This is a genomic window from Psychrobacter sp. JCM 18902, from assembly GCF_904846615.1.
In the GTDB taxonomy this organism is placed as follows: domain Bacteria; phylum Pseudomonadota; class Gammaproteobacteria; order Pseudomonadales; family Moraxellaceae; genus Psychrobacter.
The window spans coordinates 1,723,496-1,741,557 of the sequence record NZ_CAJHBK010000001.1 but is presented as its reverse complement, the minus strand read 5'-3'; the positions used below and the strand labels follow the sequence as shown (position 1 = coordinate 1,741,557).

The 18,062-nt window shown below is 42.5% G+C and carries 15 protein-coding genes, 1 tRNA gene, 1 pseudogene and 1 CRISPR repeat array; of the genes and pseudogenes, 5 read left to right on the top strand and 12 right to left on the bottom strand.

The genetic code is table 11. From position 1 onward, the window contains the following. Position 1: 1 nt before the first annotated feature. The 6 genes and pseudogenes from JMY05_RS07135 to JMY05_RS07115 all read right to left on the bottom strand — a co-directional run bounded on the left by JMY05_RS07135 (position 2) and on the right by JMY05_RS07115 (position 4,214). Entirely contained in the window at positions 2-1,135 is a 1,134-nt protein-coding gene (locus JMY05_RS07135) for an SEL1-like repeat protein (RefSeq protein ID WP_201614633.1), read from the bottom strand. A 139-nt stretch (positions 1,136-1,274) separates the two neighbouring features. After that, positions 1,275-1,842: direct repeats of the CRISPR family, unit length 28 nt; unit sequence TTTCTAAGTCACCTGAGCGGTGATGAAG. 44 nt (positions 1,843-1,886) lie between these two features. Further along, positions 1,887-2,006: pseudogene (locus JMY05_RS14060) on the bottom strand (subtype I-F CRISPR-associated endonuclease Cas1); the annotation flags it as partial. Between the two features lie 154 nt (positions 2,007-2,160). Beyond that, positions 2,161-2,487 carry a hypothetical protein gene (locus JMY05_RS07130; protein ID WP_045447044.1) on the bottom strand — a complete coding sequence of 109 codons (327 nt, stop codon included), beginning with the start codon at positions 2,485-2,487 and terminating at the stop codon, positions 2,161-2,163. A 10-nt stretch (positions 2,488-2,497) separates the two neighbouring features. Continuing rightward, positions 2,498-2,788, bottom strand: a complete 291-nt coding sequence (locus tag JMY05_RS07125; RefSeq protein ID WP_045447041.1) for a hypothetical protein — start codon at positions 2,786-2,788, stop codon at positions 2,498-2,500. Then, positions 2,785-3,987, bottom strand: a complete 1,203-nt coding sequence (locus tag JMY05_RS07120; RefSeq protein WP_045447038.1) for a site-specific integrase — start codon at positions 3,985-3,987, stop codon at positions 2,785-2,787. The genes JMY05_RS07125 and JMY05_RS07120 overlap by 4 nt, the downstream gene beginning before the upstream one ends. Positions 3,988-3,998: 11 nt before the next feature. After that, on the bottom strand, positions 3,999-4,214 hold the full coding sequence (locus JMY05_RS07115; RefSeq protein WP_045447035.1) for a hypothetical protein: 216 nt from the start codon (positions 4,212-4,214) through the stop codon (positions 3,999-4,001). 150 nt (positions 4,215-4,364) lie between these two features. On the opposite strand from JMY05_RS07115, the gene JMY05_RS07110 reads away from it, so the two are divergent. Next, a complete protein-coding gene (locus JMY05_RS07110) occupies positions 4,365-4,589 on the top strand; it encodes a helix-turn-helix domain-containing protein (protein ID WP_020443849.1) in 225 nt (74 codons plus the stop codon). Positions 4,590-4,831: 242 nt separating this feature from the next. On the opposite strand, the gene JMY05_RS07105 is transcribed toward JMY05_RS07110, so the two are convergent. Continuing rightward, positions 4,832-4,908: transfer RNA gene (locus tag JMY05_RS07105), tRNA-Val, on the bottom strand. Positions 4,909-5,217: 309 nt separating this feature from the next. Here JMY05_RS07105 and JMY05_RS07100 point away from each other — a divergent pair. Beyond that, positions 5,218-6,195 carry a glutathione S-transferase family protein gene (locus JMY05_RS07100; RefSeq protein WP_045447029.1) on the top strand — a complete coding sequence of 326 codons (978 nt, stop codon included), beginning with the start codon at positions 5,218-5,220 and terminating at the stop codon, positions 6,193-6,195. 104 nt (positions 6,196-6,299) lie between these two features. Here JMY05_RS07100 and hemB read toward each other — a convergent pair whose 3' ends face one another. From hemB to JMY05_RS07075, 5 genes are all read right to left on the bottom strand, one after another. After that, positions 6,300-7,307: a porphobilinogen synthase gene (hemB, locus tag JMY05_RS07095; protein WP_045447027.1), complete on the bottom strand. Its 1,008-nt coding sequence runs from the start codon at positions 7,305-7,307 to the stop codon at positions 6,300-6,302. A 239-nt stretch (positions 7,308-7,546) separates the two neighbouring features. After that, positions 7,547-9,358: an efflux transporter outer membrane subunit gene (locus tag JMY05_RS07090; protein ID WP_201614631.1), complete on the bottom strand. Its 1,812-nt coding sequence runs from the start codon at positions 9,356-9,358 to the stop codon at positions 7,547-7,549. After that, complete coding sequence (locus tag JMY05_RS07085; RefSeq protein ID WP_045447025.1) at positions 9,355-12,585, bottom strand: efflux RND transporter permease subunit; 3,231 nt, start codon at positions 12,583-12,585, stop codon at positions 9,355-9,357. The genes JMY05_RS07090 and JMY05_RS07085 overlap by 4 nt, the downstream gene beginning before the upstream one ends. A gap of 34 nt (positions 12,586-12,619) precedes the next feature. Further along, on the bottom strand, positions 12,620-14,017 hold the full coding sequence (locus JMY05_RS07080; protein ID WP_045447023.1) for an efflux RND transporter periplasmic adaptor subunit: 1,398 nt from the start codon (positions 14,015-14,017) through the stop codon (positions 12,620-12,622). A 620-nt stretch (positions 14,018-14,637) separates the two neighbouring features. After that, positions 14,638-15,663 (bottom strand): polyprenyl synthetase family protein, encoded by a 1,026-nt coding sequence (locus JMY05_RS07075; RefSeq protein WP_227678126.1) that lies wholly within the window; start codon positions 15,661-15,663, stop codon positions 14,638-14,640. A 551-nt stretch (positions 15,664-16,214) separates the two neighbouring features. On the opposite strand from JMY05_RS07075, the gene rplU reads away from it, so the two are divergent. The 3 genes from rplU to lolA all read left to right on the top strand — a co-directional run bounded on the left by rplU (position 16,215) and on the right by lolA (position 18,016). Continuing rightward, the gene (rplU, locus tag JMY05_RS07070; protein WP_010199185.1) at positions 16,215-16,526 is read left to right on the top strand and encodes a 50S ribosomal protein L21; all 312 of its coding nucleotides are present in this window, start codon (positions 16,215-16,217) and stop codon (positions 16,524-16,526) included. Positions 16,527-16,617: 91 nt separating this feature from the next. Beyond that, positions 16,618-16,875 carry a 50S ribosomal protein L27 gene (gene rpmA / locus JMY05_RS07065; RefSeq protein ID WP_055123782.1) on the top strand — a complete coding sequence of 86 codons (258 nt, stop codon included), beginning with the start codon at positions 16,618-16,620 and terminating at the stop codon, positions 16,873-16,875. Positions 16,876-17,329: 454 nt separating this feature from the next. Then, positions 17,330-18,016 carry an outer membrane lipoprotein chaperone LolA gene (gene lolA, locus JMY05_RS07060; protein WP_045451149.1) on the top strand — a complete coding sequence of 229 codons (687 nt, stop codon included), beginning with the start codon at positions 17,330-17,332 and terminating at the stop codon, positions 18,014-18,016. Positions 18,017-18,062: the final 46 nt, after the last annotated feature.

The window sequence follows — 18,062 nt, the reverse complement described above, 5'->3', positions numbered from 1 at the left end:
ATTATTGGGTTAATTCTCGATATTGAATACAGCCGTAGCGATTACCGTTTTGACAAGCTTTAGCATACCATTTGGTCGCTTCAGCATCGTTTTGAGTGACTCCATCGCCATTGAGGTATAACGAAGCAAGCATCAATTGAATAGAGTAGTCATCTTTACCGCTCTCTACTATTTTATTTAACCATTTAAACGCTTGAGTATAATCTTGCGCGACATCTTCACCATCGTAGTACATCATTGCTAGTCCCGTCTGCGCCAGCAAACTCCCTTGATTCGCTGCTTTTTTATACCACTTTATAGATTCATCATGACTTTGATCTACACCCTCACCTCTAGAGTACATCCTAGCAAGCTCTGTTTGCGCGCTAGTAAGTCCGTGCTCAGCCGCTTTTTGATACCAGTATGCTGACTTGTGATAATCTTCTTCAGTACCATAACCATCGTAGTACATAGAGCCTAATGCGTACTGAGAACGAACAACATACTCATCGTTTGGGTCATCTCCATTAGCCATTTTTTTAAATAGCTCAAGCGCTTTTATTTGACTTTCATGATCGTCGTAGTGACCATGATACTCATATGCAAGATTAAACAAAGCGGGAACATAGTTTTGTTCTGCTGCTTTTGTAAGCCAATATTGTGATTTTTCTGGATCTTTAGGTACTTCATTACCGTAAGCATATATCAGCCCTAAGCCAAACTGTGCTTCGGCTACATTCTCTTTGATCGCTTTTTGATACCACTCAAATGCTTTGGAATAATCTAGTTTGACATATCTACCATCATGATAAATACCGCCAACCTTCGCTTGGGCGACAGCGTTACCTTGGTTAGCTGCTTTTAGGTACCAGCTCAAAGCTTCTTTAGCATTTTCATCTACTGCTTTACCTTCATAATATAATTCTTGAGGTTCAAAGTTGACAACTTTACGATTTGACTTTTCTAGCGCTTCATATCTTTCAGCAAGCTCAAGCTGAGCATTGACATCTCCTGATTCTGCAGATGCTTGAATAGACTTAAAGTCTGCCGCTAATACTGAACCACTTATACCCAAGACTAAGACTACTATGCCTATTTTCTGGATAAAGGTTTGAAACAAACTCATCTTTTTATCTTCCAGCATTTTAATAAACAAATGTTACACTATTTTGATAGTGCTCTGTCATTAAACAATGGTTAGTTTGATATATTTGCCCTGCTACTATTAGCTCACTACAACTATAACTACTAATACCTTCCCAAGTATTTGGGAGATATATTTATATCATATGGACTTTCTAAGTCACCTGAGCGGTGATGAAGTCTTTGCGCCCATCCTTTCCCTGCTGCTGCTGTTTCTAAGTCACCTGAGCGGTGATGAAGTTGTGCCTTATTCGGGCGACCCTGGTGCAGCATTTCTAAGTCACCTGAGCGGTGATGAAGCCGCATTTCTTTGCCTGTCTTGATGTTCGTAATTTCTAAGTCACCTGAGCGGTGATGAAGAGCTCAACTTACTTAGATGGGTGATTGATATGTTTCTAAGTCACCTGAGCGGTGATGAAGTTAGCAGCGCAGATGATGAGCCTATCTTACAATTTCTAAGTCACCTGAGCGGTGATGAAGCTCTAGCTCACCTAACGAAAAGCCCTTTAACTTTTCTAAGTCACCTGAGCGGTGATGAAGAATCAAGTCAACGCAGTGTTCTTGCGTTAATATTTCTAAGTCACCTGAGCGGTGATGAAGAAGCCACTTAAAGATTTTATCAGTCCATCACTTTTCTAAGTCACCTGAGCGGTGATGAAGATCAGGATGCTAAGAGCTTGGCGTTGATAGATTTTCTAAGTCACCTGAGCGGTGATGAAGACTAGGGTTTATAATCACCAAGGAAGTAATCATTTCTAAGTCACTTTTTGCATTACCCTACAATGAGAAAGGTAGTAAATATTGGCACGTTTAGAGTGCAAAATAGTCTTTAGATCAGAGGACGCGAAACTATTGTCAGTATAGGAGTTGCTAGGTTTTGCCATAGTAGTTCCGTCCATTGGAATTATTGTAGAGTTTAATACCAATTTACTTTAACCGAACTATGTTGGTAAAACAATATATATAAAAGTCTTTATGACAACAGATGTCGTCAGACAATAAAAAGCCAAACAACATAAACTGTTTGGCTTTAAATATTTATCGGTTATTATGCTCACGCCATGCAGCGTGCTCACATACCTCACAACACCAGCTCTGTTTTGAGCGCATGTAAGGAATATCTGCTGGTACCTCTAAAGGACAAATATAGCCACAGTATTCGCATAGCACATCATCTAAATAAGCAAAACATTGACCTATCGTTTCAAACAAAACGTGTAAGCTGATCTCATATTGGCAACAAAGTGCATTTACATGTTCAATATAGCCATCATATCCGTCATTGTTTGAATATGCCCAATAGTCTGCACAAACTCTTAGATCTCGAGCATTTTGAGTCATACTAGGCTGAAGCTTAACACTCATAGTATTCTCCTTAGTACCCATAGCCAGTGTGTGGTAGTAGCTCGTAAAGCGCACTCTGTAGCTGACCACGCATCTCATCAAGTACATAGTCAGAATTGGCATCTAAGCGCTTCTGTACCCATACTCGCATTGCCATATGATTATCAAAGCAGCTATCCACATTTAAGAAACGAGCCAAACCACTACCTGACTGAATATAGAGCTCACAAATTAGAGAGTTAGCCATATTATTTGCATCATTACTGATATAGCCACTAGGTTTAAACGTCGCATGCAGTTTATCGTAATCAATGATTTTCATTTTGACGCCTCCTTGTCATTAGATACCTGAGCAATCTGACTTCGGTTGACCAATGCTTCAAATGCACTACCATCCTGCCGAGTCATGTTCGGTACGTAGCGACTATAAGTATTGAATAGCATCTTGGTCGTAGAGTGTCCCATTTGACTGGCTATCCACTCAGGACTTTCGCCAGCAGCTAACCATAACGTCGCTGCGGTATGACGGCTCTGATAAGCATTGCGCTTCTTGAGACCTAAAATCTTAAGAGTAGGGTGCCAAACACGCTTATTCACGTTGTTATAATCAAGTGGTTCACCAGTATGTGCGCAAAACACATAATCAGAGCGTCCATAAGTAATAGTTTGCTGTTCTTTTAGAGCATCATAGACCCAAGGTGATATTTGAATCGCACGGTAAGACTCTTGAGTCTTAGGAGGAACAATTTTGCCTTTAACATAAGCTTGTTTGATCACAATCTCACGTCGATCAAAGTCAATGTTCTCCCACGTCAACCCATCAATCTCACTCGTACGCATCCCTGTAAAAAAACGTACCAGATAATAATTGCGATAGTCTGCTCTCACACCATTAATAAACGTCCAAACCTCATTCAGTGTGAATGGTTGAATATCCGTTTTAGGCTGTTTGAGCGCATTGATATCGTAGTAAGGGTTGTCAAACTGATAGCGTTTAGCTGCTTCTTTTAGTATCATACCTAAAGGTACCATGATCGAATTGATGCGTGCCGCTGACAGATGTTTGTTAGCTTTTCCGTACGTTACTTTGGCGAGCGATGAACGGAAGGCTAATACATCTGTCTTTTTTATGAGATGAATGGGCTTAGTCCCAAACTTAACAATCAAGTACATATCAATAATCTCCTTTATTTTGCGCTTATAAGTATCACGCCATTCAATTTCTTTTTCAGAAAACCATAATTTTGCAAACTGCTCAAAGGAAGGTGTATTAGTGTTGATACATTCCTTGCGATCGTTCAACGCTACCATTTCTGCCGCTTTGTCACTTTTTGGAAAGTACTTAGCGTAGTTGAATAAACCTAGGATGATTTCTGCTTCCATTTTCTCAATCACTTTTTCAAGCTTTTTGCGATTCGCTGGCGTGTCCGTCAGGTTTGTCGTCTCCCGACAGCGTATACCCATATAATAAAAATCGACGAATAGCATATTGCTACCTCTGCGGGTTCTAATACTAGCCATCCTATTTCTCCTTATTGTAGTGCCATGGCGTTGATGCTACCGGCGATGCCAGTGCGCATATCTTTTTCAATCTCTTCCCAAATGTACAAAATCTTACGACCACCGAACGGGCGTATATAATGAATGCCTTCGATAAGCACGCTATCCTTGAGCTCATTACGGATAGTACGAGGGTTATATTTGATGAGCTCAGAAAGCTCTTGGGTAGTTAGGTAGGTATGTGACATAATAAATTCCTTGTAAGCCAATTAAATAACTAGGTTATTTTATCAAAATAACAAATAATTCTATAAAAGTAATTTGTTGTTCGATAGAAGTACTTTACTAGCTATCGTTAGTCGATACAAGTACTTTTTTAGTCTATTAAGGAATTATTAATGATTTTATGTAATTTACCAGTGCTACTAGCTGAACGACGTATGAAGGTTGCAGATCTAATAAGAATGACAGGAATTAGCAAGTCAACAGTGCACAAGATATATAACGAACAGACTTCAAGAATAGATTTTGACACTATGGATAAAATTTGTGAGGCACTAGATATTGAGGTAGGTGATTTATTTACTTATGTACCTAACGAGCCGCTAGATAAAGAGAAGTAAATTGATTTTAAAGTGGTTTTAGATAATCTAGGGTAGAGGTCGAAAATGCTACTCTGAAAGAAAGGTGAAATAGAGAGCAGGCGCAACTTAGGCACAATTTGGGCACACACACTTTTTGATGACGTTTACTGAAAGTGAGAAAAGAGGAGATTTGAATCGACGTATAGTTTTCTTTTCCTCTACAGCCTATATTTTACCAACAAAAAAAGCCCCAATCGTAAGATTGGGGCTTTCTAAATATTTGGTAGGCATAAGCAGACTCGAACTGCTGACCTCTACCATGTCAAGGTAGCGCTCTAACCAACTGAGCTATACGCCTATTTAGGTTGAGTATTCTATCAAGTTTTTGAGACTTTGCAAGCTTTATTTCTAATAAATTTTTTTATTAGCATAATAATGATTATCACACTTTATATTAAGTGACTTTTAATATTTTTTTATGTAGTTATATTAAATAGTGATTGAAATTGGTTTATTTTTTATTGTCAGTAGAACTACAAACCTTGATAGCTAGGTGATATATAACTGGTATCATCATTCTCAAAATAAAGTGAGGATTGTGATAATAGTTTCACAGTACTCATAGTTCACAAAAATTATATCAAAATAGAATGTTGAGGAGAGTGATATGGGTCTATTGGTTGATGGTCAATGGCAAGACAAATGGTATGACACAGAGGCGAGCGGTGGACGCTTTGAGCGAGAAGATGCCGGTTTTAGAAATTGGGTCACGGTCGATGGCAGCGCAGGCCCATCAGGTGTTGGCGGTTTTAAAGCCGAAGCTGATCGCTATCATTTATATCTCTCGCTTGCATGTCCTTGGGCACATCGTACCATTATTTACCGTCAGCTAAAGGGTTTGCAAGACCTGATTTCGCTGTCAGTGGTGCATCCATTTATGGGCGATAAGGGTTGGACGTTTGTAGAGGGCGAGGGCGTGATTGCTGATCCTATTGTAAATGCGAATTACTTATATGAGATTTATACGGCGGCAAAGCCTGACTATACAGGACGGGTGACGGTGCCAGTATTATGGGACAAAAAAACCAATACCATCGTCAGTAATGAGTCCTCTGAGATCATTCGTATGTTTAACTCAGCTTTTGATGAGGTTGGGGCGCTAGCAGGTAATTTTTTACCAACCGAGTTATTAGCAGAAATTAATGCAGTTAATGAGCTCGTTTATTCTACGGTCAATAATGGCGTTTATAAAGCAGGATTTTCAACCACACAAGAGGCTTACGAAGAAGCGGTGACGGAGCTATTCGATGCATTAGAGACACTAGAGGCACGTTTGACAGACCAGCGTTATTTGCTGGGTAATACGATAACTGAGGCGGATTGGCGCTTATTTACTACGCTGGTGCGTTTTGATGCGGTATATGTCGGACACTTTAAATGTAATACTCGCCGCATTGTTGATTATCCCAATCTTTGGGGTTATCTGCGTGATTTATATCAAGTGCCAGGTATTGCAGAGACGGTAAGCATCGAGCATATTAAGCAGCATTATTATACTAGCCATGCCAATATCAATCCCACGCGTATCATTCCTGTTGGTCCAGTGCTTGATTTTAATGAGCCACACGAGCGTACACGTTTATAAGTTCTATTGAGGTATTAAAATAAGGTAATAAAAATCGCGCCAGCTGATTAATCACAGTTGGCGCGATAGATTGATGGTATAAATAAAAAGCTGCTTAATTTATATTAGGCATTATTCAACTGACGAGCGGCTTCTAGCGCAAAATACGTCAAAATGCCATCAGCGCCTGCACGGCGGAAACCAATCAACGATTCTAAAATCACCGCGTCGGTTAGCCAACCATTTTGAATCGCAGCCATGTGCATGGCATATTCGCCAGACACTTGATAAGCAAAGGTCGGTACGCCAAAGGTATTTTTGACTTCGCGGATAAGGTCTAAATACGGCTGACCCGGTTTAATCATCACCATATCAGCGCCTTCATTGATATCCATGGCAACTTCGTGCAGTGCTTCGGCGCGGTTGCCAAAGTCCATCTGATACTGCTTTTTATGACCGCCTTTTAAGTTGCCGGCACTGCCAACGGCATCACGGAACGGACCGTAGTAAGCAGAAGCATATTTGGCAGAGTAGGCCATGATAGCGGTGTTGACAAAGCCTTCAGCTTCAAAGGCATCACGCATAGCTTTGATACGCCCATCCATCATATCACTTGGCGAGATGATATCAGCGCCTGCGCGGGCATGTACAAGCGCTTGCTTGACCAAGACTTCGACCGTTTCATCATTGACCACATAGCCGCTGTCATCGAGCAGACCGTCTTGACCGTGCGAGGTATAAGGATCTAACGCCACATCGGTCATTACCACCATTTCAGGCACAGCATCTTTGATCGCTTTTACGGTACGAGCAGTAAGGGCGTTTTCGTCATAAGCTGATTTACCGTCGGGTGTTTTTAAGGAATTATCAATAACAGGGAAGATGTCGATGGTAGTGACGCCCTCGCTTAATAATTCTTTGGCATAGTTGATCAGCAGGTCAATCGATAAGCGCTCGACGCCTGGCATACTAGCGATTGCTTCGCGCTTATTTTTGCCTTCTAGTACAAAGACAGGAGCGATAAAGTGCTTAGGATGCAGCTCAACTTCACGAATCATCGCGCGTACGTTATCGTTGTAGCGTAGTCGACGTAGACGAGTTTCAGGGAATTGACGGTTAAAGGTATAAGTCATGATTTGTCCTCATTAGATTTTAGTCATTGTTATTTATCAGCTTGATTAAATAAGCTGTTTTGAAGCATATTTTTTTATAGAACGGACATTAATAAGTGGATAAAAGTATGTGTAAGCTAATTTCTCTACTATAACTAAAAGCGCCTTACAAAAGCAAAAAGCCCTACCAAGTCGGTAGGGCTTTTTGTACTTATCGACTATCAATGTGAAGGAAATCACCTCACACTATTTATGAGTGCTTAAGGCTCAACGATCTGCGTGACCGGTACTTGCTCAACGCTGGTTTCGTTATACGTCGTCTGTTTGGTAACGACTCCCACGGCAGCATCTTTTTTACCATCGTTATTGACATCAACGACAGCGGTCGGCTCAAATGTAGCCGTTTCCGATGGTTGCGCTTGTTTAATGGCGTTCGCTTCTTGTGCAGAAGCAACTCGCGCTGAGCTAGCCGCATCGATAGCATTCGCCGCTTTTGCTTTATTGCTATTGGCCGATAGATTCACTAGTTGCACTAAGTTTTTATGCGGTACAGGAATCGCCGTTGGTACATCCAGATTGGCACCGCCACCCAGCACTTGGTATAGCTCGACTTGGCTCACAATTTTTTGTAGCTCTAAATCCAAAATACCTTGTTGCGTTGAGAACAATGAACGCTGTGCATCTAGCACATCTAGATAGTTGGCAATACCTGCTTTAAAGCGTGCATCTGCTATCTGGAATGTTTGTTCAAAGTTATCTTGTAGACGGTATTGTGCTTCGAGCTGCTCACCCAATGTGGCTCGTGTCGCGAGTACATCTGACACTTCACGGAACGCAGTTTGGATAGATTTCTCGTAGCCTGCGAGCGTTTGTTCACGCTCAATTTTAGCCACATCGTAATTGGCGTCTAAGCGACCAGCGTCAAAGATAGGCACGCTAATGCTTGGGCCAAACGACCAACCGACAGCGCCGCTTTTGAATAAGTCATCTAAACTGCCGCTACTAACCCCAATGCTACTGGCTAAGCTGATAGACGGGAAATAAGACGCGCGTGCCACTTCGATATTGGCACCAGCGGCTTTTAGGTTGTATTCTGCTTGCAGTACATCTGGGCGATAACGTAGCAACTCACTTGGTAAGCCTGCACTAAATATCTGCTGGCTAGTGATGTTGCTGACTGCTGGTGTTGGAATTAGATTGGTTGGAATCGGTCCACCCACCAAGAACTGCAAGGCGTTACGTGATTTTAAAATGCTGCTTTGTGCCCGTAGGACAGCAAGTTTGGCATTTTCTAATGACGCACTGGCTTGCAAAGATGGCAGCTTCGGATCAATGCCTGCTTCAAAGCGTTTATCAGCGATAAACAAGGACTTTTCACGACTCTCAACTGTGGCTTCTGCCAACTTTAACTGCGCCAAGCTATAGCTCAAGTTGGCATAGCTCTGAGCGATGTTACTGATCAAGCTGATTTGGGTCGAATCTTTGGCCGCTGTAGTGGCTAAGAAATTCTGTAGCGCTTGATCTTTTAAGCTAGCAATTTTGCCCCAAAAGTCCAACTCGTAATTAGCCAAGCCTAGGTTGACGTTATAGCTACTATTGGGGTTTTTGTCGGTTCTATTTTGTGCTTGACGCGTGTATCCACCATTACCATTAATCACTGGTAGATCATTAAGATCGGTAATTTGATACTGTGCGCGTGCTTTCTCGATTGCTAAACGAGCACTTTCAAAATCTTTGTTGTTCTCTAACCCTAAAGCAATCAAGCCCTTTAAACGCTCGTCACTATAAAAATTCTGCCAGCGTTGACCCGCAATACTTGCTTGATCAGCGCTACTAACCGTTTCTTTATCGAATGCCCCATAGGTTTGTTCGATAGGGATATTTGGCTCAGCAAGCACAGGGCGCATATCTGCTTTTGGAATCGTGTTACAAGCAGCCATGCTCATCGCTAAAACGGTCAAGCCGATTAGGCGACCAGCATTTCTGCGCATATGGGAGCCCGCTGGTTGCGCAGTGATAGCAATGTTTGCTACCGCTGCTGAGTTGGTGTTATATGTTTTCTGAACACTCATTGTGTATTGTCTCCAAAGCTTGCAGGCTGATAATTCTCAGAAGGCGTTGGGTTTTGCGGGTCAGGCGTACCATGACCATCATCTTTATCGTTTGGTTTATTATTCTCGTATTTGTACGGGAACATACTACGTACCCAAATATAAAACATGGGAATAAAGAAGATACCTAACAATGTCGCGGTCACGACGCCACCTAGTACACTGGTACCGATGGCATTTTGACTGCCTGAACCAGGACCTGTGGCGATAAATAATGGCACAACACCCAGTCCAAAGGCAAGCGAGGTCATGATAATCGGGCGCAAACGTTGACGCGCTGCTGTCATAACGGCTTCTCTCAGACTATAGCCTTCCTCTTGGTGCTCTTTTGCAAACTCAATGATTAAGATAGCATTTTTAGCGGATAGACCAACGACTGTGAGTAGACCTACCTGCAAATAAATATCGTTATTAAAACCACGTAGCCAAGTAAAGATGACTGCACCTAATACCCCAAGTGGAATGACCAATAGCACAGAGAAGGGGATGGACCAGCTTTCATACAAGGCTGCTAGGCATAAGAATACCACCAAGATTGAAAGCGCGTATAGCATCGGCGCTTGTGCACCTGACTTTTGCTCTTCAAGTGACATACCCGTCCACTCATAGCCCACACCTTCAGGCAGATTCTCCATCATTGCTTCCATCGAACTCATCGCCTCACCCGTACTTAGACCGGGTGCAGCACTACCTTGAATATTCATCGATGGTAAGCTGTTATAACGGGTCAGACGCGGTGAGCCAGATTGCCATTCGCTGCTAGAGAACGCATCAAATGAAATCATTTCACCTACATCGTTGCGTACATACCATTTAGCAATATCTTCAGGATTAGTACGGCTGCTTGGTTCACCTTGAACAAAGACGCGTTTAATACGCCCGCGATCGACGAAGTCATTAATATAACTTGAGCCCCAAGCGGTAGAAATAACGCTATTAATGCTAGCAAGTGACAAGCCATAAGCAGCAGCTTGCTCTTGATTAATATTTACTTTTAACTGCGGTGCATCTTCTTGACCATTTGGACGAACGCCTGCGACTTTGTCGTTTTGCGCAGCCATACCAAGCAGCATATTACGTGCTTCGAGTAGACCCTCATGTCCAAGGTTACCGGTGTCTTGAATCATTAAGTCAAAACCACTGGCGTTACCAAGTTCGGTAATGGCTGGCGGTACAATCGCAAATACTTGTGCTTCATTTAGTTGGGTAAAGAAGTAACCCATGGCGCGATCAGCGACAGCCTGTGCAGTGTTTTCTTCACCGGGACGATCAGCCCAATCCGATAAACGCACAAAGGCCAGTCCCATATTCTGCCCTTGTCCTGCAAAACTAAAGCCTGCGATCGTAAAGACTGAAGCGATATTATCGCCTTCTTGGGTACTGTAATAATCACTGACTTTATCGAGCACTTCTTGCGTTTCATCAAGCGTCGCGCCAGCAGGTAACTGAACCAAGGTAAACATAATACCTTGATCTTCTTCTGGTAAGAACGAGCCGGGAATACGTAAGAATACCACTGCCATAATACCGATAATGGCAGCATAAAGAATTAAGTATAGCCACTTCAAGCGGAAACTTTTGCCAACTAAATTCTCGTAACTACGACTGACTTTATAAAACGAGCGGTTAAACCAACCAAAGAAGCCTTTTTGCTCTTCTGTATTGCCTTTATCATGGCTCTTGCTACGCTTGAGTAAGGTCACACAAAGGGCAGGGGTAAAGATAAGCGCTACTAAGGCCGATAGCACCATACTGGTAATCAAGGTGATAGAGAACTGACGATAAATCACACCTGTTGAGCCACCGAAGAATGCCATCGGTACGAATACGGCGGATAGAATCAGCGCAATACCGATAACGATTTTACTAATCTCGCCCATCGATTGTACGGTAGCATCCTTAATAGAGATATCAGGATCTTCTTCCAAGATACGCTCGACGTTTTCGACGACGACGATCGCATCATCGACCAACAGACCGATGGATAGTACCATGGCAAACATGGTCAAGACGTTAATACTAAAACCAGCGATGTAAAGTACAGCGAAGGTGCCAAGTAGTACGACAGGTACGGCAAGAGTAGGAATGATAGTCGCACGCCAGTTCTGTAAGAAAACGAACATGACGATAAATACGAGAACAATTGCCTCAAGCAGTGTCATAACTACTTGTTCGATAGACAAGCGCACAAATGGTGTGGTGTCATAAGGGATAACGGATGTTAGACCTGCTGGGAAGTTTGCTTCCAGCTCTGCCATACGAGCCCCAACGGCTTCACGAGTTTCCAGTGCGTTTGCACCACCCGCCAATGAAATACCAAGACCAGCTGCTTCTTTACCATTGTATAGCGACACTACGCCGTAGTCTGCACTACCAATCTCAACCTCTGCCACATCACCTAAACGCACTTTTGCGCCAGCAGTATCGGTTTTTAATAGAATGTTTTTAAATTCATCAGGCGTTTGTAGATAGCTTTGAACCGTGACAGTCGCATTGATAACCTGTTGACTGGTATCAGCAGGTGCTTGACCTAGCTGACCGGCAGATACTTGGGCGTTTTGTGCACGTACTGCCTCAACCACATCCGCTGGTACCATGTTATAGCTACGTAAGCGCGCCGGATCTAACCAAATGCGCATGGCATAAGCAGAACCGAAAACTTGTACTTCACCAACACCTTCCACACGGCTTAACTGGTCAACAACGTTTGAGTTGACATAATCGGCGATATCCGCACGATCCATACTGCCATCTTCAGAAATAAAACCTTGCACCATCAAAAAGCTGCTAGAGGATTTATTAACGTTGACGCCTTGACGCTGTACCGACTCGGGTAGTGAGCTCATGGCGGCTTGGAGTTTGTTCTGTACCTGTACCTGTGCAGTATCAGAATCTGTACCATTCTCGAAAGTGAGCGTAATGGATGCAGCACCATTCGAGGAGCTCGATGACGACATATACATCAGACCATCAAGACCCTTCATGCGTTGCTCAATAATCTGAACGACTGAATCTTCAACCGTCTGAGCATTAGCACCAGGATAGCTTGCGCTGACTGAAATCGTCGGTGGTGCAATACGTGGATACTGCTCAATCGGTAAGTTAATGACCGATATCACCCCGATGAGCATGACTAAAATAGCCATAACCCATGCAAAAATAGGGCGATTAATAAAAAAACGTGACATAGTATATTCCTAGTCTTCCTATCTTTGAATGGAATTAGTTAGCGGTAGACTCTGCTGGTTTCTGAGCAGTGGCATCTTTGCTAGCTGGCTTATCCATCGCTTTAGCAGCTTGCGGCGGCGTCTGGGCATTAGGGGCACCTTCTTTAGCTGGTGCTGGGTTTGGATTCTCTAATGGCTTAACGACCACCTCTTGTTCAGGCTTAACTTTTGAGCCGCCGATAACAACTATCTTGTCCCCTGCTTGTAAGCCGTCAGTGACAACCCACTGGCCTTTATAAGTGCCATTAATAGTGACAGGACGTACTTGGATTTTATTATTTTCATCAACGATGTAAACTTGCGTCTCACTTTTCGGTGTACGCATTACGGCGCTTTGCGGTACCAATGCAGCATTGGTAATCACGCTCTGTGTCAAACGCGCCGTTACATACATACCAGGCAGCAAGATATTATTGCTGTTGGGGAAAATAGCACGCAAGGTCACAGCGCCTGTTGATTCATCAACCTTTGCTTCAGATAAAGCAAGCTTGCCGCGTGCTGGGTAGACTGAGCCATCTTCTAATACCAACTCAACCGAATTCATTCCTGCTTGTGCTTTGCCTTCAGCGATTTGCTGACGCAGTTTTAATAGCTCAGAGGATGATTGACTGATATCAACATAGATAGGATCCAAGCGTGAGATAGTCACCAGCGGATCAGCCTGACCTGCGCTGACCAAAGTACCAGCGGTGACACTAGAGCGGTCAGTACGACCTGACAGCGGGGCACGTACGATGGTACGGTTAAGATCTAGGTTACTAGCATCTAAACCCGCTTGAGCAGTTTGAATGCCTGCTTTTGCACTTTCGATGCCTGCTTGTGTCTGTCCAACAGCGGCGGCCGCACTTTGTACCGCTGCTTGTGCAGTACGTACTTGTGTTTGTGCTTGCTCATACTGCTGCTTTGAGATGGCGTCGATGCTGACCAAGCCTTGTAAGCGCTGTAAATCATTTTGCGCTTGTGCTAATGATGCTTGACGGCTGGCTAGCTCGGCTTTTGCATTGGCATTATTTGCTTGTGCTGTCTGGTAATTTGCTTGTGCTTGTTGCACTGCTGCTTGACCACTGGTGACAGAAGAAGCGTAGTTATCAGTATTGATACGATAAAGTGGCTGGCCTTTTTTGACGTTGCCGCCTTCACGGAACAATACTTCGTCAATAACGCCATTAACTTGTGGGCGGACGTCGGCAGTCTGATAAGCCGTGGTACGTCCAGAAAAAGTCTGTACTTGGGGTACAGTATCGAGCGTGACAGTCTGGACGTTAACAACCGCAGGCGGCATCTGCTGCTGTGCGGCATCTGCGCCAGCGGCGTCCTCGTTTTTGTCACAGCCAATCAGTACAGCTCCAGATAGTACAGATGCTATTACAAGCGCAAGAGTAGAGTGCTTCATCAATGTCCTCGGCAATAGGTATAAAATAAGTAATGACAGTATAAAAAGTTTATCAATAAATCTAAGCGTATTGAATATAAAAATGAGTATTGATTCTAATGATCTTTACTTTCTCGGCTAAATTTGTTCTTAATAATATGAATTTAGCCAAACATCACTATTAGAACCTCTAATAGCAATATAAGTATCAAGTATCGGTGTAAGAATCTTAAGCATCAAAGCTGTAGCCAAACCACAACCTTGATTAGTAAAGTTAACGAGTAATTATAAACTATCGGGATAACCCCACAGTCAAGTAGTTGAGCGCAGGATTTATGGTTAGAAATCGTAATATCAGCTTTTGTGAATGCATTAAATGCTGTCATGGCAAGCGCCATCTTCATTAACAGCTAATGTACAGTCATACAACGGTCAATGAGAAATAATTGTAAACTTTTGTGAAAATAGCATAACCATATAGATTGTAAGGTCTTTAATGAATGATAAATAAGGTTTGCCAACAAAACAAAAACTTTAGCAACTATTAACTGTGACCATTAACACAATTACTCATTAATGGTCTTTATCAACAGCTAATGGCTACTATCCGCAAGTATTGACAACTGTTATGACGATACTGACTACAGCAAGCGTGCGCTAGCCAATTCAGTCAATTGATATAAACCTGTGCGATAACGATTGTCAGGTAGCGTACTCAGTGCTTGTTGCGCCAGCTTGGTTTCTTCCCAAGCGCGTTGCTTACAGTAATCTAATGATCCTGAGCGGCGCACTAACTCAATAAGTTGTTCAGCATTTGGTGTCTTTCCAGTTTGTACAGCGACACGCAACTGCTCATAGCCTTCGATGTCACTGTCTTTTAGCAGCTCAAGCGCTTTGATGGTTGGCAGGGTTGGCTTACCTTCAGCGAGGTCGTCTCCTAAATTTTTGCCCATTATCTCACTATCACCACTATAGTCGAGTACATCATCGATAATTTGAAAAGCATTGCCAAAGTGCTGACCAAAATCGCCTAAAGCCTGCATATGCTCTATTCTGTCTTGTAAAATTGCAGCGCCTTGAGTCGCCATCATAAACAGCCGCGAGGTTTTACCATCAATAATGCGCAAGTAATCCTCTTCTGTCGCGGCAGGGTTGTGCTGATGCTGGAGCTGTAATACTTCGCCTTCAGCGATATCACAGGTGCCATCTGAGAATACTTGCAACAGTGGCAGGCTTTGGAAGCCAACTAATAAATTAAAGGCGCGAGCAATCAGATAGTCACCGACCAGTACCGCGGTGGCATTATCCCAAGTGGCATTAGCAGTCGGCTTACCACGGCGCTGTCCTGACTCATCAATCACATCGTCATGAACCAAGGTCGCTGTATGCAGCATTTCAGTAATAGCGGCTAGATGCATGGCTTTTTCTGAGGGCTTGTCCTCAAACATGCGTGCACATAACAAGGTAATCAGCGGGCGCATGCGCTTACCACCAGCATTGATTACATGCTGTGAGACACTCATTACCAGTTGAACTTTGGAATTAAGACTACCGAATACTTGCTTGTCCATAATCTCAAAATCATCCGCCACGATACTTTGGATATCAGCATAATTAGGCGTTGATTGAGTCATTGAATCTGTTTTATGTGAAGGGATGCTGGTCATAATAAATAGTCATATTAATAAGAATAAAGAGAATTTTTTATAGCCTTAGTTTTATAGATAGGTAAGGCATTATTTTCTATAATAGCATAGCTATGCCTTTAGATTGTGGGTTAAAAAGTGCCTAAAACATCGCGCCTATCTTTTATATAAGATTTACTATATATAGAAATTGACATAAAAACTGTAAAAATTGGCTGAAATTTCACTATAATTAATGGTCATTTATCGGCGGTATTTAAGGTCATTTAAGAGATGTATAAAAGGCTGTAAGTCGCTGATTATATAAGTTATAATAGCCGCTATTATTATATAGTGTTTTTTTGTTGGAGTAGCATCTTAGATGCGCTCCTAATCAGCAGTAGATATAATAAAAAGTGAGGTGGTTATTCGTGTAACTGCCTTACAAAAACCAGTCAAACAAGTGAGATAGACGGCTTGCTTTTATGAGCAAAAAGCCGTAAAATCTTGCCTTTAATTTTTCCCTGTCGTGTTCGTCGTAAAAGCGTTGGTATAACATCAGCCACGGCACACGGGTTAAACGGAGTCATACAATGTACGCAGTAATCAAAACTGGTGGTAAACAGCACCGTGTAGTTGTCGATGAGTTGCTTAAAGTTGAACTACTAAAAGCAGAAACTGGCGCAACAATTAAATTCGAAGATGTATTGATGATTGTTGACGGCGAAACTGTCAAAATCGGTCAGCCTATCGTTGAAGGTGCTAGCGTTGAAGTTGAAGTGGTTGAACATGGTCGCGGCGAAAAAATCCGTATCGTTAAGCACAACCGTCGTAAGCATTATCACAAAGAGCAAGGTCACCGCCAATGGTATACCTTGTTAAAAATCAAAGCTATTAATGCCTAATTATCCACTTAGCAATTACTGCTAAATAGTGCACTAAATGCTTAAGAGTTATCGCATCAGCGATAAGTCAAATTAACAAGGAGATTTTCCCATGGCACATAAGAAAGCTGCCGGTTCAAGCCGTAATGGTCGTGATTCAAACCCAAAAATGCTAGGCGTTAAAATCTTTGGTGGCCAAGCTATCACAGCTGGTAACATCATCGTTCGTCAACGTGGTACAGAATTCCACGCAGGCGAAGGCGTTGGCATGGGTCGTGATCATACTTTATTTGCACTGAATGACGGTGTGGTAAAGTTTGCGACCAAAGGTAAGTTCAACCGTCGTTATGTAATGGTTGAAAGCGCATAATTGCCCATCTAGGTTGTTTTAGTCAAAGACTAAAATAATCCGATGACTAAAAAGCCTCTATTACCGTTTGGTAGTAGGGGCTTTTTTTTAGTTATTTTCGTAGGGGTTAAGGATGCTAAATTGGCTTTATGCTGCTAAACAATATTAGTAAATAACGTTAGGAAATAATGAATAGTCAAAAAACTCACCATCCATGCGGTTTATTATTGTGTAGCCACTTATGATCACAATAATGGTCAAAAGAGTAGTTACAAGCGTGTATGGCGGCGGTAGTAAAGATTGCAAATCATGACTAGGCGTGTAATAAAAAAACTGGCACACTGTTGTCATTGTTTATGAGCACCCGTTTTATGGCTGCTAGATAAACATTTATGGAAAACAAAAATTTTAATAAGATGTCTCATTTTAAAGCGACAATTTTTAAGCGATTATGCATTTTTAGAGAGGATTTATGATGACTTTATTAACCAACAAAACAACTTTAAAACAAAAAATGATGAGCGGTGCTTTAGCTGGTGTATTAATGACATCGCTTGGTGTCGCAGCCCCAATGATGGTATTGACACAATCAGCTACTGCTGCACCAGCTGATAATTTGACCGCTGCCAAACGTTTAAACAAGCTGCTGACAAATACCAAGAGCATGACGGCTAACTTTAGCCAAACGACCAAAGGTGCCAACAGTGGTACTTTTACGGGTACGATGAGTGTACAACGCCCAAATAATTTCCGCTGGGAAACAAAGTCGCCATCACAGCAACTGATCGTCGCTAATGGTAACTCCATGTGGGTTTATGACAAGGATTTAGAGCAAGCGACCAAGCAAAACGTTGATAGCCAAGTTGGCAATACGCCAGCACTGCTGTTATCAGGCGACCCAAGCCAAATTGACAAGAATTTCAAAATTACCCAGCCATATGATAATAAAAATTACTACGTGCTGTACCCAAAATCAGACAGTGCCAGCTTTAAGAGCTTATCAATGAGTTTTAGCGGTGGGAAGCCCGTAATGATGGTGCTAAATGACAGCCTTGGTCAAACCACTTCCATCAAATTCAGTAGTATCAAACTAAACCCAAGCATCAGTAGCAGTCAGTTTAAGTTTACGCCACCAAAAGGCGTTGATGTTATCAATCAATAATAGGCCGTTAGCAAGAGCCAATTATTGATGGCTAATCAACGGCTTT

Excerpts from the sequence above, each read along its gene's own strand:
- lolA (WP_045451149.1), top strand. The coding sequence starts at position 17,330 with ATGACTTTATTAACCAACAAAACAACTTTAAAACAAAAAATGATGAGC.
- JMY05_RS07115 (WP_045447035.1), bottom strand. The coding sequence starts at position 4,214 with ATGTCACATACCTACCTAACTACCCAAGAGCTTTCTGAGCTCATCAAA.
- JMY05_RS07125 (WP_045447041.1), bottom strand. The coding sequence starts at position 2,788 with ATGAAAATCATTGATTACGATAAACTGCATGCGACGTTTAAACCTAGT.
- JMY05_RS07075 (WP_227678126.1), bottom strand. The coding sequence starts at position 15,663 with ATGACCAGCATCCCTTCACATAAAACAGATTCAATGACTCAATCAACG.
- JMY05_RS07120 (WP_045447038.1), bottom strand. The coding sequence starts at position 3,987 with ATGGCTAGTATTAGAACCCGCAGAGGTAGCAATATGCTATTCGTCGAT.
- rplU (WP_010199185.1), top strand. The coding sequence starts at position 16,215 with ATGTACGCAGTAATCAAAACTGGTGGTAAACAGCACCGTGTAGTTGTC.
- JMY05_RS07080 (WP_045447023.1), bottom strand. The coding sequence starts at position 14,017 with ATGAAGCACTCTACTCTTGCGCTTGTAATAGCATCTGTACTATCTGGA.
- JMY05_RS07085 (WP_045447025.1), bottom strand. The coding sequence starts at position 12,585 with ATGTCACGTTTTTTTATTAATCGCCCTATTTTTGCATGGGTTATGGCT.
- rpmA (WP_055123782.1), top strand. The coding sequence starts at position 16,618 with ATGGCACATAAGAAAGCTGCCGGTTCAAGCCGTAATGGTCGTGATTCA.
- hemB (WP_045447027.1), bottom strand. The coding sequence starts at position 7,307 with ATGACTTATACCTTTAACCGTCAATTCCCTGAAACTCGTCTACGTCGA.
- JMY05_RS07100 (WP_045447029.1), top strand. The coding sequence starts at position 5,218 with ATGGGTCTATTGGTTGATGGTCAATGGCAAGACAAATGGTATGACACA.
- JMY05_RS07090 (WP_201614631.1), bottom strand. The coding sequence starts at position 9,358 with ATGAGTGTTCAGAAAACATATAACACCAACTCAGCAGCGGTAGCAAAC.
- JMY05_RS07110 (WP_020443849.1), top strand. The coding sequence starts at position 4,365 with ATGATTTTATGTAATTTACCAGTGCTACTAGCTGAACGACGTATGAAG.
- JMY05_RS07130 (WP_045447044.1), bottom strand. The coding sequence starts at position 2,487 with ATGAGTGTTAAGCTTCAGCCTAGTATGACTCAAAATGCTCGAGATCTA.